Genomic DNA, 13,662 nt, shown 5'->3' on the forward strand with positions numbered 1-13,662 from the left:
TTCGCAAACGCAACAGCCATATTGGGATCAGAACAAGATTACCCTGACCTTAAGGACCCAGAAAATGGCTAAAACCATCCTACATATCGACGCCTCTGCCCGCCGCGTGGCTTCGACCACCCGCGACCTGTCTGACAGCATCGTCCGGCAGTTGGGTGCGGACCGCATTATCCGCCGCGACCTGGCTACCCCCCTGCCCCTGCTGACCGAAGACTGGATCGCCGCCAACTTTACCCCGGCCGAGCAGCGCGACGACCTGCAGCGCGACCGGCTGGCCCTTTCGGACGCGCTGGTGACCGAATTGCAAGAGGCCGATACCATCGTTATCGGCCTGCCGATCTACAACTTCTCGGTCCCCGCTGCATTCAAGGCCTGGATCGACCTGGTCGCCCGCGCGGGCCTGACCTTTTCCTATTCGGAGAACGGCCCAAAAGGGTTGCTGGAGGGGAAACGCGCCATTCTGGCAATCGCGTCGGGCGGTACTGCCGTCGGATCCGAGATCGACTTTGCCACCAACTATGTGCGTCACGTTCTGGGCTTTATCGGCATCCATGATGTAGCGGTCATCGCTGCGGATCAGATGGCGGTGAACCCCGAAGCCGCGCTGGAAAGCGCCAAAAAGGCGGTAACAGAACTGGCGGCCTGATCGCCTCTGGTCATTGAGCCCTGAAACGTCCAGTCTGCTGGTCAGATGGAACTGGCGGACTGGATGGCGCGCATGAAAAAGATCGGAATTCTGGGCGGTGTAGGCTGGGCTTCGACCGTGGACTATTACCGTGCCATTGCCGAGGGTGCCGGGCGTCACTTTGCGGCGCGTGGCCACGGCGCGCCCCTGCCGATCCCTGCCATGACCATCGAGTCTGTCACACAGGCCAAGACCCGCGCCCTGCGGGGTGTCGCCGGGGACGAAGCCAGCTGGGCGGCGTTTGATGCGGTGTTTCGCGACGCGCTGCTGACGCTGGAGCGCGCGGGATGCGATTTTGGCATCATAGCGTCCAACACCCCGCACGCGCGGCTGCACGCGATCAGACAGGGTGTTTCCATGCCCATCCTCAGCATTTTCGATGCAACGGCAGAGGCCACGGCCAGCACAGGCGTGTCAAACGCATTGGTGCTGGGAACAACCGTGACGATGCAGGCCACCAACTATGCGGATCGTCTGGCGGCCGAGGGCATCACCGCAAATGCGCGGCTGCCCGACCCCGAGATTTCCGAGATGCAGGCGATGATCGACAGTGATTTCTACGGTGGTGCCTCTGATGCGGCGCGCGCAAGGCTGCTGGCCTTTTGCAACAAACATGCCCGTCCCGGAACCGCCATTCTGCTGGCCTGTACCGAACTGCCGCTTGCCTTTCCAAAGCATCTGGATGACCCGGTATTCGAGGCCGATGGGCACCTGTTCATCAACCCGTCCGCCGCGCATGTCGCCGCCGCGCTGAAACTGGCGCTAGAGTGATCAGGGCAGCCACGTAACGGTGCAACCGATGCGATCGAAGAACGCCATCACGTCGGATTGTTTCATCACAACGGTACGGTCATTGACCAACGGGTGCATATAAATCATCTCGGCCCCTTGGGCGGCGGCGTCCATGAAGAACTGCACATCGTTCTGCACACCGTTGATCATCGCCAGCGGGCTGACCGCACCGGGGCGAATACCTAGGTTCTGCAACAGCCGGTCTGCCGACCCAAAGGACAGGGCGCCGACACCCAGTTCTGCGCCCAGCGCCTTGAGGTCAATCTCGCGGCTTTGTTCCAGCGTCACCAGGTAGTTGCGCTTTTTCTTGTCGCGCAGATACAGGTTCTTGACCCGCAACGCGTTCTCGCCCGGCACCATGAACTGGCCTTCTACGGCCTTGGAGTCCTCGACCGTACGCAAGGGAACATGGGTATGCAGGCGGTAGGGCAGCCCCCAGTCATCCAGCTGCGCCAACAGCGCGTCAGAACTGAGCGGCAATGTATCCTGAAATGTGGATGATGCGTCCATGGGGCCCTCCTGTTTGTAGCGCTCATCGCGCAACATGGCGGCGAATTCAAGCTGGGGCAGAGCAGAAAACGGTGCTAGCGTGCCGCCATGAAAGTCACACGAAACACTCCGACCCAACTGATCCTTGCCGACACGCCCTGGTTCATCGGAATCATGCTGGTCTTTTTCATACTGGCCTTTGTCGGCGCAGGGCTGGTCATGGTCAGTGACGGCGGCGAGAATATCTGGTTCGGGCTGTTCTTTGCACTAATCGGCGGCGGGCTAGGTGTCGGGGCGTTCTGCGTTTTCGTGCGGCGGGTTCAGGTCATTCTGGACCGCACAAAGAACCGCATTCTGATCCGCAGGCAGTCTGTCTTTGGCTATGAAGCGGTCGAGCATCAGCTGTCCAGCCTGTCCCATGCCGAAGTTGAAAGCTCGACTTTCCGCAGCGACAGCAGCAGTTCGACGCTGTATCGCCCGGTTCTGGTGCTGGACAAGGGAATGAGCGAAGGGCGTCATCCGATTGTCGATGCGTTCTCGAACGGGCGCGGCGCGCATAAACTGGTTGACGCGGTCAATGCATGGCTGCCCGCGCAGCAGGAAGACACGAAGGAACAGGCCTGACGATTACAGGACTTGTCCGTGCTCCAGCCAGGCTCGATCGGCCGGTGTCACCATTTCGGACAGGCGCGCGTCGTATCGGGCCATGTCATCGGCGGTCAGCTTGCCCTCCCATTTGTTGCTGGTCCCGGACGAGAAGAACTGCGCGTAATCCTGAAACGCGCTTTTGAAACCGGGCTGCTGCGAAGCGCGCCGGGCGTTTTCCTTCATTGAACCAAAGCTTGCGGCCTCAGCGATATCGTCGATCATTTCTGGTGCGATCTCGGTCCCCAAGATGTTTGCGATCCGCGCCACCTGTCCCGGCAAATCGCGGCTGAGTTCGGCGTAATGCAGGAAATGGATGTTTGGCAGATGCCGGAACGCGCGGAATGAACGGTAATGGTGGACGTATGAGGCCAGCGTCAGATCGTCAGTGCCCTTTGACGAGGCGGGCCGGTCCAGAAACATCGCGAAGGCTTCGGAAAGATCATCGGGAAACAGGTAGTCCAGCCAGTCGTCTTTCATGTTTTCCACATGGCGGCGCAGCGAGAAATGCACGTCAACCGGATGGCGATGCACCACCAGATAGGTCGCATCCGGGGAATAGGTGATCCCGTCCAATGGCGTGTGGGTCTTGATGCACCGTCTGTGCGTCTGTGCGGCAAGTATTCTGTCCTGCTCCTCACGATCTCTGAACCCGCAATCGAGCCAGGGGGAGACCGCGTTGTTGTACACGACTGGATCCGCGGTTTTGGTGATCAGCATTCGTACCAGCGTCTGCGTCCACGTGGTGCCGCATTTGGGAGGCGTGCAGACAAAGATGTCGTCGGGACGGATTATGAAGTCGGACCAGATATCGGTATTCGTGACTTCACCGACATAATCCCTGGTGCGCTGCGGCAATGGTTGACTCATGACCAAACTCCAAAACTGACCCCGACCTTTGGACGCTACACCAAGTGGCCAGATGCTCAAAGCGTTTGCCTTGACTCGCAGAGCCCAGAGGCGTAGATGACCGCCAAACATCCGGAAGCGTCTTGATCTTCCGGTCCCTTGAGTCGTTCAGGGATCGCCCCCCACCAGCGAGTTTCGCCCGTGGGGGCGTTTGTGCATTTAACCGACGCATCCTATCTAGGACGCGCCACCAGATAACCGGCTAAGGAGGCCGAAGGCATGTTTGAAAATCTATCCGAACGCCTTTCCGGCGTCTTTGACCGGCTGACCAAACAGGGTGCCCTGTCCGAGGAAGACGTCAAGACCGCCCTGCGCGAGGTCCGTGTTGCCCTGCTTGAGGCCGACGTCTCGCTGCCGGTGGCGCGTGAATTCGTCAAGAAGGTGCAGGACCAGGCAACCGGTCAGGCGGTGACCAAGTCGATCACCCCCGGCCAGCAGGTCGTCAAGATCGTGCATGACGCGCTGGTCGATACCCTGCGTGGCGAGGAAGACCCCGGCAAGCTGAAGATCGACAACCCGCCTGCCCCGATCCTGATGGTTGGTTTGCAGGGTTCGGGTAAGACCACCACCACTGGTAAACTGGCCAAGCGCCTGAAAGAGAAAGAGGGCAAGAAGGTCCTGATGGCCTCGCTCGACGTTTATCGCCCGGCGGCGATGGACCAGCTGGCGGTTCTGGGCGCGCAGGTCGGCGTTGATACGCTGCCGATTGTACCGGGCCAGAAACCCGTCGACATCGCCAAGCGCGCCAAGCAGCAAGCCACATTGGGCGGCTATGACGTCTACATGCTGGATACCGCCGGTCGCCTGCATATCGACGAAGTGCTGATGGACGAGGTCGAGCAGGTCCGCAATGCGGTTGACCCGCGCGAGACCCTGCTGGTTGTTGACGGCCTGACCGGTCAGGTCGCCGTTGAAGTGGCCGAAGAATTCGACGCCAAGGTCGGTATCTCGGGCGTGGTCCTGACCCGGATGGACGGGGACGGGCGCGGTGGTGCGGCGCTGTCGATGCGCGCAGTGACTGGCAAGCCCATTCGCTTTGTCGGTCTGGGCGAGAAGATGGACGCGCTGGAGACCTTCGAGCCGGACCGGATCGCCGGACGTATTCTGGGCATGGGCGACATCGTTGCCCTGGTCGAAAAGGCCCAGGAAACGATGGAGATGGAACAGACCGAGCGCATGATGAAGCGCATGGTCAAAGGTCAGTTCAACATGAACGACCTGAAAATGCAGCTGGAACAGATGATCCAGATGGGTGGCATGCAGGGCATGATGGGCATGATGCCGGGCATGGGCAAAATGGCCAAGCAGATGGATCAGGCCGGTCTGGACGACAAGATCCTGCGCCAGCAGATCGCCTTGATCCAGTCCATGACCAAACGCGAGCGCGCCAACCCGCAGCTGCTGCAAGCCAGCCGCAAGAAACGGATTGCAGCTGGTTCGGGGATGGAGGTCAGCGACCTCAACAAGCTGCTCAAGATGCACCGGCAGATGTCGGACATGATGAAAAAGATGGGCAAGATGGGCAAAGGCAAGATGCTGAAACAGGCCATGAAGGGCATGTTCGGCAAAGGCGGCCCCAGCTCCGAAGACATGGCAGCCGGCATGGACCCCAAGGCACTGGAACAGGCGGCCAAGGCGATGGGCGGCAAGATGCCCGGCGGTCTGCCCGGCCTGGGCGGTGGCATGGGGCTGCCACAGGGCCTGAGCGGGTTTGGCAAGAAGAAGTAATGAACGCCATCGCCCAACATATCCCCCGGCTTGAAACCGAGCGCCTGATCCTGCGCGCGCCGTCCGAGGCTGATCTGGACGCCGATACCGCGTTTTTCGCCAGCGATGCGGCGAAGTTCGTCGGCGGGCCACTGCGCCGGGATGAGGTCTGGCGACTGATCGCTTCGCTGCTGGGCCACTGGTCCCTGCGCGGTTACGGGTTCTGGAGCGCCGAGGAAAAAGCCTCGGGCAGTTATGTCGGGCGGATCGGGCTTTGGTGCCCCGAAGGCTGGCCCGAACCCGAGATCGGCTGGACGCTGATGAACCATGCCACCGGCAAGGGGTACGCGACCGAGGCGGCACTGGCCGCGCGGTCTTATGCGTATGATGTTCTGGGGTGGGAGACGGCGATCTCGTTAATTGATCTGGACAATCATGCCAGCAAGGCGGTGGCGAAACGGCTGGGCGCGCAGTTCGAGTATCACTATGACCACCCCAAATTCGGCAGGTCCGAAATCTGGCGGCACCCCGCGCCTGCCGATCTGGTGAATGGCGGGATGGAGGCCTACGCATGACCGCGTTCACCATCCCCACCGTTGAAACCGAACGTCTGATCCTGCGCGCGCCGCATCTGGATGATCTGCCTGCGCTGACCGCATTCTTTGCAACCGAGCGCAGCCATATGGTAGGCGGCCCCCGGGACGCGCTGGAAAGCTGGGGCATGTTGGCCAGACGCCTTGGGCACTGGGCGTTGAAAGGATTTGGCCTTTGGCACCTGACCGAGAAATCCAGCGGTCGGTTCGCAGGCGGCGTCGGCCTGATTGACGCCCCCGGCTGGGACGAGCCTGAACTGGGCTGGACCGTGATGGAAGATTTCGAAGGCAAAGGCTTTGCCTACGAGGCGGCGCTTGCCGCCCGGTCCTATGCGGCGCGGCATCAGGGCCTGAACGGGGTGATTTCGTATATCGCCCACGAAAACGACCGTTCGCGCGCTTTGGCCGAGCGGTTGGGTGCAACGCTGGAGCGTGACAATGCCGAACTGCTGGGCCAGTCCTGCCAGGTGTGGCGGCACCCCAAGATTGACGTTTCGACAGCCGAAAGGACCGGCCAATGAACAACCCCGTGACACGCGCGGCTGCATTGCTGAAAGAGCATCGCGAAAGCATCGACCGGCTGGATGCGATCCTTGTCTATACGCTGGGCGAGCGGTTCAAACACACACAGGCCGTTGGCAAGCTCAAGGCCGAACACAACCTTCCCCCGTCCGATCCCTCGCGTGAGGCCACGCAGATCGCACGGCTTGAAGACCTGGCGAAAGAGGCCGATCTGGACCCCGATTTCGCCAAAGCTTTTCTGAATTTCATCATTCAGGAAGTCATCCGACACCACAGGAAACACCAAGGGTGAACCAGAGGTTCAGCAAGTTGAAAGTGAACCAGAGGTTCAAAAAACACCAGAATTAACCGGAAAAGACACCGGCCAATCAAATACACGCCTCCGGCGTGATGCCATTCAAAGGAGATACCACCATGGCAATGAAAATTCGTCTCGCCCGCGCAGGCTCGAAAAAACGTCCGTTTTACCGCATCGTGGCGGCTGACAGCCGGATGCCGCGCGACGGCCGTTTCATCGAGAAACTGGGCACCTACAACCCGCTGCTGCCGAAAGACAGCGAAGAGCGTGTGAAAATGGACATGGAACGCGTTCAGCACTGGCTGGATCAGGGCGCCCAGCCCACCGATCGTATCGCGCGTATGCTGGAAGCAGCCGGCACCCGTGACAAAGCCGAGCGCAACAACCCCAACAAGGGTACCCCGGGCAAGAAAGCTCAGGAACGCGCGGAAGAGAAAGCTGCAAAGGCTGCGGAAGCTGCCGAAGCGGCTGCTGCACCGGCTGAAGAAGCGGCTGCAGAAGAATAAGCAGGCCGAAGCGTGCGGGATCAGACCTTTACTGACGCATTTCGCACGCAGTTCGATCTGTTGTTGCGGCTCCGACGCGATGTGCGCCGGTTCCGCGGCGACGCGGTAGACGAGGCAGTGCTTTCGCGCTGCCTCGACGCGTTTCGGCTGGCCCCGTCGGTGGGGTTGAGCGAGCCGTGGCGCGTGATCCGCGTCGAAAGCGCGGCGGCCCGGGCTGCGGCGCTAAGGAATTTCCAAACCGCCAATGATGACGCCCTGGCGGGATATTCCGGCGACAGGGCGCAGCTTTACAGCCGCCTGAAACTGTCAGGGATGCAGGAAGCGCCGGTGCAACTGGCCGTCTTCTGCGACGACAGCACCGACAAGGGATTGGGTCTTGGCGCGGGCTCGATGCCCGAGATGCGGCGTTATTCCGTAGTCTCTGCCATCACCCTGTTCTGGCTGGCCCTGCGGGCCGAGGGGCTGGGGCTGGGCTGGGTATCCATTCTGGACCCCGAACAGATGGCGCGCGATCTGGATGTGCCGGGAAACTGGCGTCTGATCGGGTATTTCTGTGTCGGATGGCCGGAACAGATATCTGACACCCCCGAACTTGAACAGGTTGGCTGGGAAAACCGGGCCGACAGCCTGAAGATCGAAACAAGGTAGGGCCGCATGTTCGGATTGATACGCCTTCCCATTCTGCTGCTGATCGCCTTTATTGTGGGCGTGTTCTTTGAGCGCAACAATCAGCGCGAAGCCTGCGAAGGGCTTGGCGAGTGGAGAAACGGGATCTGTTTGACGACGGGGGCTGCCAATGAATGATCTGATCTGCGTCGGCAGCGTCGCGGGGTCTTATGGTGTACGCGGTGAAGTGCGCCTGAAAAGCTTCTGCGCCGTTCCCGAAGATATCGAGACGTATTCGCCACTGACGGATGAAACCGGCAAGGAACGCTATCCGGTGGTACTGACGCGTACGATCAAGAACGGTTTTGCCGCCCGTCTTGGCGGGGTTGAAACCAAGGAACAGGCAGATGCCCTGAACGGTTTGCGCCTGTTTGCGCGGCGCGATCAGTTGCCCTCGTTGCCCGATGACGAGTTTTACCACACAGACCTGATTGGGCTTGATGTCTATGACACCGGCGGCACCCTTCTGGGCAAGGTCAAATCCGTGCAGAACCACGGGGCCACGGACCTGCTGGAACTACACGGGCCGGGCCTGAAGGCGACGGTTCTTCTGCCGTTCACGATGCAGGTGGTGCCAACCGTCGATCTGGAACAGGGCCGCATCGTGGCCGACCCGCCCGAAGGCCTGATCTGATGCGACGTGTTCTGCTGCATCTGGGTTTTCACAAGACCGGCATGACGGCAGCACAGTCCTTTCTGCACGAAAACCGCGAGCTGATCTGGCCGCATTTCGCTCTGGTTCCTCCGTATAAGACCCGCAAGGCCGGTTTAAGCGGAGCGGCCACGCGCCATTCGATCTATCGACTGGATGACACGCTGGCGGGTTTTGGCGGTCAACTGCACACTTTTTTCGGCGGTCTGGATTTCGGAGCACGCCGGGGATTGATCCTGAGCGAAGAGAATTTTCTGGGCCTGCGCCCCAGCAGGAACAAAATCGAAGGATACGGGGCCGCACCCGAACTGGCGGAAACGGTCGTCAGCGTGCTGCGCCGCCGTCTGGTGGGCGAAGAAACCGACATTACCGTCTACCTGTCGTTGCGCAATCGCGATGTGTGGTTGCGCAGCCTTTGGGCCCACGATCTGCACCTGTCGCGCATGGTTCAGGACCTGGACGGCTATTGCGCTGATCTTGCGCACCTGCCATCGCTACAGAACACGGCAGACCGGATCAGGGACCGGTTGCCAACTGTCACGGTACGGACCGCGTGGATGGAAGCGCTGAAAGGCCACCACCTTGGATTGGGCGCACCATTTGCCGAATTTCTCGCCCTGCCACCCGGGAAATCTGCGCAGCTTGTGAAGCCCGTGCATGAAAGCCCTCAGCTGTCCGACGACGTTCTGAGGGAAATGCTAGCCCTGAACCGATCATCGCTGGACGAAGCGGCATTGATCACTCAGAAAAAGGCCCTGATTCGAACCGCCCAACATGAACTGGCCCGCCAGAAATGACTGACAAACCCGGCAAATCCCATGGTCGCAAGGCGATCCGGGCCACGCTGAAACCGCGTGAGCTGATGACACCCACCCCGGACCTGCACGGCGTCTGGAAGGCCAAGATCATCACCCTGTTTCCAACCGCCTTTCCGGGCGTTCTGGGAGAAAGCCTGACCGGCAAGGCGCTGCAGGAGGGGTTGTGGCAGCTGGAAACCGTGGACTTGCGGCAATTCGGCGTCGGCAGGCATCGCAACGTGGATGACACGCCTGCCGGGGGCGGCGCGGGTATGGTTATGCGGCCCGATGTGTTGGGCGAAGCCATCGAGCACACCATGGCGGGCATTCAGGGCAACTGGCCACTGATTTACCTCAGCCCGCGCGGGCGGCGCATGGACCAGCGCATGATGCAGACCCTTGCGCGCTGCGATGGCATGACCCTGTTGTGTGGCCGGTTCGAAGGCGTGGATGAGCGCGTGCTGGAGCATTACGGTGTGCAGGAGGTCTCCTTAGGTGATTTCGTGATGACCGGTGGTGAGATTGCGGCACAGGCCCTGATCGATGCCACAGTGCGCCTGATCCCCGGCGTTCTGGGCAATCAGGCCTCGACCGAAGAGGAAAGCTTTTCCTCGGGCCTGCTGGAGCATCCGCAGTACACCCGTCCTGCGGATTGGAAAGGCCGCCCGATACCCGAGGTTCTGATGTCGGGCCACCACGGCCGCATCGCCGAATGGCGTCACAAGATGGCTGAGGACATTACCCGCGAGCGGCGCCCGGATATCTGGGCCGACTATGTAAAATCCCGATCGGATTCGTCTGAGTGACAGGCCGGATTGTTGCGCACTTGCCGCAGGTCTAGTGTGCGCAACGCCTTTGGGGAAGAGCGGGAGCGCCGGTTGGACCATCTGGTTGGCGGCGGCACTGTGGAAACCTACGGCGCACCAAAGACCTAACCTCCGGCCTTCCATCTGGCCCAGACGTCTGGTGTGCCGTTGAAGGTGTTGATGTCTACCCGGCCCTGAACGCCCGGCACCAGACCGGTGCCGGTATATTGCCAGAACCGCCAGACCGCGCGGGGATAGACAGTGCGGGGGTGGCCCGCAACCGATCTCAGCCAGAACTCGGTCTTGGGCAGGCGCCCGATATCGGTGTCTTCAAAGAAATCCACCGTGGTATAGACGATCGGGCGGCGGCCATAATGTCGTTCGAGAATGTCCAGAAAACGCTGCGCCTCGGCGCGGACGGTTCTGCCATCAGGGCGCAGCGTGCAAGTCTTGGAATGCGGCGTCCATTCCATATCCAGCACATGCGGCAGGTCTGCCCCTTTGGGCACGTTCTGGATGAACCAGCGGGCCTGTTCCCGGGCCGAGCGGCAGAAATAATAATAGTGATAGGCGCCCCAGGGCACACCAGCCGACTGTGCGCCGCGGCGGTGATCATCGAACAGGGGATCGGCCACGTCGCCGCCTTCGGTCGCCTTCAGAAAAACAAAGCTGACGCCTGATGCCCGGGCCGTGCGCCAGTCAATCGGCCCCTGCCAGCGTGAAACGTCAAGGCCATGGATCGGGTATTGTCCGGGGTGACGCCCTTCCCAGTCATGGGGATCCGCGTCGCCAAAATCGGGGTAGATCACAAGCGGTGCTGTCCTGTCCACGCCCGGAACGGGTTCTACGGCCTGAGGTTTCGGGCCGCCCCGCCCGCAAGACATCAGCGCGACGGCCGTTATGGCCAGCATGAATGCCAATCGCATCATAGGGTCCTGTCTGAAATATCTGCTCATATTATTTGCCTCAGAATGCCTGATCTGGGCCGCTTGGCAACGCCTTACTTTCAGGCTGGCGGATTCCTACCGGCGCCTTGGGCAAGACAGGGCGTTTTTCCCTTGATCCCTGCCGGCAATACCCTTAAACGACCGCAATCCGGTGCCGCGTTCTGCGACTCCGGTGTTTTGGTTTGCACCATGGCGTGACGTCCCGCTTTCTTCGGCAGGGATGCGTCGGGTCAGGCCAGACCAAAGGAACATTCGATCTGACCTCTGGCGGGCTGTACGCAGGACCCGGTGAAGACCAAGAGCTCTCAGGCCGTGCCCAACTTCGTGGACCAACCACGAGCAGATAGGAGAAACTGCGATGGACCTGATCGCACAGCTTGAGGCGGAACAGATTGCCGCCCTGGGGAAAGACATCCCCGATTTCAAAGCCGGTGACACCATTCGTGTCGGCTATAAGGTGACCGAAGGGTCGCGCACCCGTGTGCAGAACTACGAAGGCGTCTGCATCGCGCGCAACAACGGCAATGGCATTGCCGGTTCGTTCACCGTTCGCAAAATCTCGTTTGGCGAAGGCGTGGAGCGTGTGTTCCCGCTGTATTCGACCAATATCGACAGCATCACCGTTGTCCGCCGTGGTCGCGTTCGCCGCGCCAAACTGTACTATCTGCGCTCGCGTCGCGGTAAATCCGCACGTATCGCAGAGGTCACCAACTACAAGCCTAAAGCTGGCGCCGAAGCGTAAGGAGCGGAAAGATGAAAAAAGACATCCATCCCGATTATCACGTCATCGACGTCAAGATGACCGATGGCACCGTCGTTCAGATGAAATCCACCTGGGGCAGCGAAGGCGACCAGCTGGCACTGGAAATCGACCCTTCGGTACATCCTGCATGGACCGGTGGTTCGTCGCGCCTGTTGGACGCTGGCGGCCGCGTGTCGAAGTTCAAGAAGAAATACGAAGGCCTGGGTTTCTAAACCTTTGCCACAGTCTTTCAAAGGAAGGTCGCCAGCGGGCGGCCTTCTTTCGTTTCAGGCCCCTGCTTTCCCCGGTTTCTGATCCTTGGGTTTCGTGAGTTCGGCCGCGTCGTGCAATGGCGGAACCGGACCGCGCAGCAACAGCAGCGCGATCACCAGCCCGATACAGGCCGCGATAGCAGCCATGAGCATCGCCGCATCAAATGCATTATCCTGCAGGTCACGCAATGCTTTGGCTAGTGTTGAGCCTGTTGACGGGTCAAGCCCGGCAATCAACTGTTCCACCTGTGTTGCCGTGCCATGCGTCAGGGCGCGCGCAAGGTCGCCGCGCTGTGCCGACCCGTCGGGCAGCGCCGCGATGACTTCGGACAGGCCGGAGCGGATGGTCAGGGACGCGGCCAGACCGCCGACAACCGATCCCATCGTGGCCCCGAAATACAGGAATGTGTTGATCACCCCGGACCCCTGTCCGACATGTTCGTCGGGCAGCAACCGAAGCCCGAGACGGGGCAGCAACGAAAAACAAATGCCGATGCCAACCCCCACAATGATCAGCTTCCACCAGATTTCAGCATAGCTGTCGATGTTCGAGGTTGTTGTCAAAAGCAGGAAGCCGCAGGCCATCAATCCCATTGCGACGGTCACCGGCCATTGAAAACTGTATGGCGCAAGCAGGCGCGGAGCGGTGACGGAAATGACAAACATGCTCAGGCTTAGCGGCAGTATCGCGACGCCTGCCTCAACCGGTGAATAGCCGAACGCGTCCGGGGATTGGACGAACACGTTGAAATAGATAAAGAAACAAAACAACGCAAATCCCACAAAGAACATCCCCGTTGCCGCCATAAGGTAGCGCGGGTGCCGGAAATATCGGAACTCGACCAGCGGATCGTCGCTGCGCCGCGAGGTATAAACCAGACCGACAGCCGCCAAAGCGGCGACCCCCAAAGGAACAATGGTCAGGGCATTGTCCCATCCGCGTGCTTCACCGTTGCTGAGTGCGAATGACAATGGACCCAGAAGCAAGACAATGGCTATCGCCCCTGCGGTATCGAATTTCGCACCCTGAAGGCGCGTATCCGGGACATAGTTTTTCCTGCTGACCTGCAGGCCGATCACAAACGCAATGGCAAGCAACACAAGGTCCGTGGCGAATACACCGCGCCAGCTCAGGAAGTTGGCAAAGCTTCCTCCGACTATGGGCCCGACGCCTATCGCAAGGCCCACGATTGCGCCCCAAACACCGGTCACGCTGGCCCGTTGTTCCTCGGGCGTTGCGGCGGTCAGCAGGGACAATGAGGTGCCGAACAGGGCCGCCGCCCCCGCCCCCTGCGCGCCACGCCCAATCAGCAGCATCGCCGCGTTCTGTGAAAACAACACAGAAGCAGAGCCGCAGGCAAACACGATCATGCCAAAGAAAAAGACACCCATCTTGCCCGTGATGTCCCCAAGCCGACTTACAATCGTCACAAGGGTCGCGCTGGCCACTGTGTAGATCGCCATCACCCATTGCAGGCCCGAAGGCGTCAGGTCGAACTCGGCCTTCAGATACGGAAGGATGGTCGCAACAGCGGTGGTGTTGAAGCCAACGACCATCATGCAAATGGCCGTCATTGCAAGAACAACGCGTGAACCGCCTGAACTTTCCGCAGCAGTGTCCGGCATGCCAATGC

The 13,662-nt window shown here is 60.4% G+C and carries 19 protein-coding genes; 15 read left to right on the top strand and 4 right to left on the bottom strand.

Features of this window, described 5'->3' with window-relative positions:
• Positions 1–64: 64 nt before the first annotated feature.
• Both ACR0D9_RS10585 and ACR0D9_RS10590 read left to right on the top strand, forming a co-directional pair.
• Positions 65–646, top strand: a complete 582-nt coding sequence (locus ACR0D9_RS10585; RefSeq protein WP_480487184.1) for an FMN-dependent NADH-azoreductase — start codon at positions 65–67, stop codon at positions 644–646.
• Between the two features lie 72 nt (positions 647–718).
• Positions 719–1,456, top strand: a complete 738-nt coding sequence (locus ACR0D9_RS10590; RefSeq protein ID WP_480538732.1) for an aspartate/glutamate racemase family protein — start codon at positions 719–721, stop codon at positions 1,454–1,456.
• Here ACR0D9_RS10590 and ACR0D9_RS10595 read toward each other — a convergent pair whose 3' ends face one another.
• Positions 1,457–1,987, bottom strand: coding sequence for a prolyl-tRNA synthetase associated domain-containing protein (locus ACR0D9_RS10595; RefSeq protein ID WP_480538734.1), 531 nt, complete (start codon positions 1,985–1,987; stop codon positions 1,457–1,459).
• An 87-nt stretch (positions 1,988–2,074) separates the two neighbouring features.
• Here ACR0D9_RS10595 and ACR0D9_RS10600 point away from each other — a divergent pair, with 87 nt between their 5' ends.
• Complete coding sequence (locus ACR0D9_RS10600; RefSeq protein WP_480538736.1) at positions 2,075–2,590, top strand: hypothetical protein; 516 nt, start codon at positions 2,075–2,077, stop codon at positions 2,588–2,590.
• Positions 2,591–2,593: 3 nt separating this feature from the next.
• On the opposite strand, the gene ACR0D9_RS10605 is transcribed toward ACR0D9_RS10600, so the two are convergent.
• Positions 2,594–3,481 (bottom strand): sulfotransferase domain-containing protein, encoded by an 888-nt coding sequence (locus ACR0D9_RS10605; protein ID WP_480538737.1) that lies wholly within the window; start codon positions 3,479–3,481, stop codon positions 2,594–2,596.
• A gap of 258 nt (positions 3,482–3,739) precedes the next feature.
• On the opposite strand from ACR0D9_RS10605, the gene ffh reads away from it, so the two are divergent.
• The 10 genes from ffh (at position 3,740) to trmD (ending at position 10,067) form a co-directional block, all read left to right on the top strand.
• Positions 3,740–5,248, top strand: a complete 1,509-nt coding sequence (gene ffh, locus ACR0D9_RS10610; protein ID WP_480538739.1) for a signal recognition particle protein — start codon at positions 3,740–3,742, stop codon at positions 5,246–5,248.
• Positions 5,248–5,802, top strand: coding sequence for a GNAT family N-acetyltransferase (locus tag ACR0D9_RS10615; protein ID WP_480538741.1), 555 nt, complete (start codon positions 5,248–5,250; stop codon positions 5,800–5,802). Before ffh ends, ACR0D9_RS10615 begins: the two co-directional genes overlap by 1 nt.
• The gene (locus tag ACR0D9_RS10620) at positions 5,799–6,341 is read left to right on the top strand and encodes a GNAT family N-acetyltransferase (RefSeq protein WP_267365321.1); all 543 of its coding nucleotides are present in this window, start codon (positions 5,799–5,801) and stop codon (positions 6,339–6,341) included. Before ACR0D9_RS10615 ends, ACR0D9_RS10620 begins: the two co-directional genes overlap by 4 nt.
• Positions 6,338–6,634 (top strand): chorismate mutase, encoded by a 297-nt coding sequence (locus ACR0D9_RS10625; protein WP_209506121.1) that lies wholly within the window; start codon positions 6,338–6,340, stop codon positions 6,632–6,634. Before ACR0D9_RS10620 ends, ACR0D9_RS10625 begins: the two co-directional genes overlap by 4 nt.
• Before the next feature lie 122 nt (positions 6,635–6,756).
• Positions 6,757–7,146: a 30S ribosomal protein S16 gene (gene rpsP / locus ACR0D9_RS10630; protein WP_209506119.1), complete on the top strand. Its 390-nt coding sequence runs from the start codon at positions 6,757–6,759 to the stop codon at positions 7,144–7,146.
• 12 nt (positions 7,147–7,158) lie between these two features.
• The gene (bluB, locus tag ACR0D9_RS10635; RefSeq protein ID WP_480538743.1) at positions 7,159–7,794 is read left to right on the top strand and encodes a 5,6-dimethylbenzimidazole synthase; all 636 of its coding nucleotides are present in this window, start codon (positions 7,159–7,161) and stop codon (positions 7,792–7,794) included.
• A 6-nt stretch (positions 7,795–7,800) separates the two neighbouring features.
• Complete coding sequence (locus ACR0D9_RS10640; protein WP_209506115.1) at positions 7,801–7,950, top strand: hypothetical protein; 150 nt, start codon at positions 7,801–7,803, stop codon at positions 7,948–7,950.
• Positions 7,943–8,446 (top strand): ribosome maturation factor RimM, encoded by a 504-nt coding sequence (rimM, locus tag ACR0D9_RS10645; protein WP_480538745.1) that lies wholly within the window; start codon positions 7,943–7,945, stop codon positions 8,444–8,446. The genes ACR0D9_RS10640 and rimM overlap by 8 nt, the downstream gene beginning before the upstream one ends.
• On the top strand, positions 8,446–9,261 hold the full coding sequence (locus ACR0D9_RS10650) for a hypothetical protein (protein ID WP_480538746.1): 816 nt from the start codon (positions 8,446–8,448) through the stop codon (positions 9,259–9,261). Before rimM ends, ACR0D9_RS10650 begins: the two co-directional genes overlap by 1 nt.
• Positions 9,258–10,067, top strand: coding sequence for a tRNA (guanosine(37)-N1)-methyltransferase TrmD (gene trmD, locus ACR0D9_RS10655; protein WP_480538747.1), 810 nt, complete (start codon positions 9,258–9,260; stop codon positions 10,065–10,067). Before ACR0D9_RS10650 ends, trmD begins: the two co-directional genes overlap by 4 nt.
• A gap of 125 nt (positions 10,068–10,192) precedes the next feature.
• Here the strand turns inward: trmD and ACR0D9_RS10660 are convergent, their stop codons facing one another.
• Positions 10,193–10,993 carry a glycoside hydrolase family 25 protein gene (locus ACR0D9_RS10660; protein ID WP_480487199.1) on the bottom strand — a complete coding sequence of 267 codons (801 nt, stop codon included), beginning with the start codon at positions 10,991–10,993 and terminating at the stop codon, positions 10,193–10,195.
• Positions 10,994–11,372: 379 nt separating this feature from the next.
• On the opposite strand from ACR0D9_RS10660, the gene rplS reads away from it, so the two are divergent.
• Together rplS and rpmE are read left to right on the top strand one after the other, a co-directional pair.
• Positions 11,373–11,756 (top strand): 50S ribosomal protein L19, encoded by a 384-nt coding sequence (gene rplS / locus ACR0D9_RS10665; protein ID WP_117869922.1) that lies wholly within the window; start codon positions 11,373–11,375, stop codon positions 11,754–11,756.
• 11 nt (positions 11,757–11,767) lie between these two features.
• On the top strand, positions 11,768–11,989 hold the full coding sequence (gene rpmE / locus ACR0D9_RS10670; RefSeq protein WP_267366773.1) for a 50S ribosomal protein L31: 222 nt from the start codon (positions 11,768–11,770) through the stop codon (positions 11,987–11,989).
• A 54-nt stretch (positions 11,990–12,043) separates the two neighbouring features.
• On the opposite strand, the gene ACR0D9_RS10675 is transcribed toward rpmE, so the two are convergent.
• Complete coding sequence (locus ACR0D9_RS10675; protein ID WP_480538748.1) at positions 12,044–13,654, bottom strand: MFS transporter; 1,611 nt, start codon at positions 13,652–13,654, stop codon at positions 12,044–12,046.
• Positions 13,655–13,662 lie beyond the last annotated feature (8 nt).

Source organism: Ruegeria sp. AK11 (assembly GCF_056541095.1).

Bases quoted from the DNA above. Each gene is read 5' to 3' on its own strand.
- ACR0D9_RS10585 (WP_480487184.1), top strand. From the start codon at position 65: ATGGCTAAAACCATCCTACATATCGACGCCTCTGCCCGCCGCGTGGCT.
- ACR0D9_RS10590 (WP_480538732.1), top strand. From the start codon at position 719: ATGAAAAAGATCGGAATTCTGGGCGGTGTAGGCTGGGCTTCGACCGTG.
- ACR0D9_RS10595 (WP_480538734.1), bottom strand. From the start codon at position 1,987: ATGGACGCATCATCCACATTTCAGGATACATTGCCGCTCAGTTCTGAC.
- ACR0D9_RS10600 (WP_480538736.1), top strand. From the start codon at position 2,075: ATGAAAGTCACACGAAACACTCCGACCCAACTGATCCTTGCCGACACG.
- ACR0D9_RS10605 (WP_480538737.1), bottom strand. From the start codon at position 3,481: ATGAGTCAACCATTGCCGCAGCGCACCAGGGATTATGTCGGTGAAGTC.
- ffh (WP_480538739.1), top strand. From the start codon at position 3,740: ATGTTTGAAAATCTATCCGAACGCCTTTCCGGCGTCTTTGACCGGCTG.
- ACR0D9_RS10615 (WP_480538741.1), top strand. From the start codon at position 5,248: ATGAACGCCATCGCCCAACATATCCCCCGGCTTGAAACCGAGCGCCTG.
- ACR0D9_RS10620 (WP_267365321.1), top strand. From the start codon at position 5,799: ATGACCGCGTTCACCATCCCCACCGTTGAAACCGAACGTCTGATCCTG.
- ACR0D9_RS10625 (WP_209506121.1), top strand. From the start codon at position 6,338: ATGAACAACCCCGTGACACGCGCGGCTGCATTGCTGAAAGAGCATCGC.
- rpsP (WP_209506119.1), top strand. From the start codon at position 6,757: ATGGCAATGAAAATTCGTCTCGCCCGCGCAGGCTCGAAAAAACGTCCG.
- ACR0D9_RS10640 (WP_209506115.1), top strand. From the start codon at position 7,801: ATGTTCGGATTGATACGCCTTCCCATTCTGCTGCTGATCGCCTTTATT.
- rimM (WP_480538745.1), top strand. From the start codon at position 7,943: ATGAATGATCTGATCTGCGTCGGCAGCGTCGCGGGGTCTTATGGTGTA.
- ACR0D9_RS10650 (WP_480538746.1), top strand. From the start codon at position 8,446: ATGCGACGTGTTCTGCTGCATCTGGGTTTTCACAAGACCGGCATGACG.
- trmD (WP_480538747.1), top strand. From the start codon at position 9,258: ATGACTGACAAACCCGGCAAATCCCATGGTCGCAAGGCGATCCGGGCC.
- ACR0D9_RS10660 (WP_480487199.1), bottom strand. From the start codon at position 10,993: ATGCGATTGGCATTCATGCTGGCCATAACGGCCGTCGCGCTGATGTCT.
- rplS (WP_117869922.1), top strand. From the start codon at position 11,373: ATGGACCTGATCGCACAGCTTGAGGCGGAACAGATTGCCGCCCTGGGG.
- rpmE (WP_267366773.1), top strand. From the start codon at position 11,768: ATGAAAAAAGACATCCATCCCGATTATCACGTCATCGACGTCAAGATG.
- ACR0D9_RS10675 (WP_480538748.1), bottom strand. From the start codon at position 13,654: ATGCCGGACACTGCTGCGGAAAGTTCAGGCGGTTCACGCGTTGTTCTT.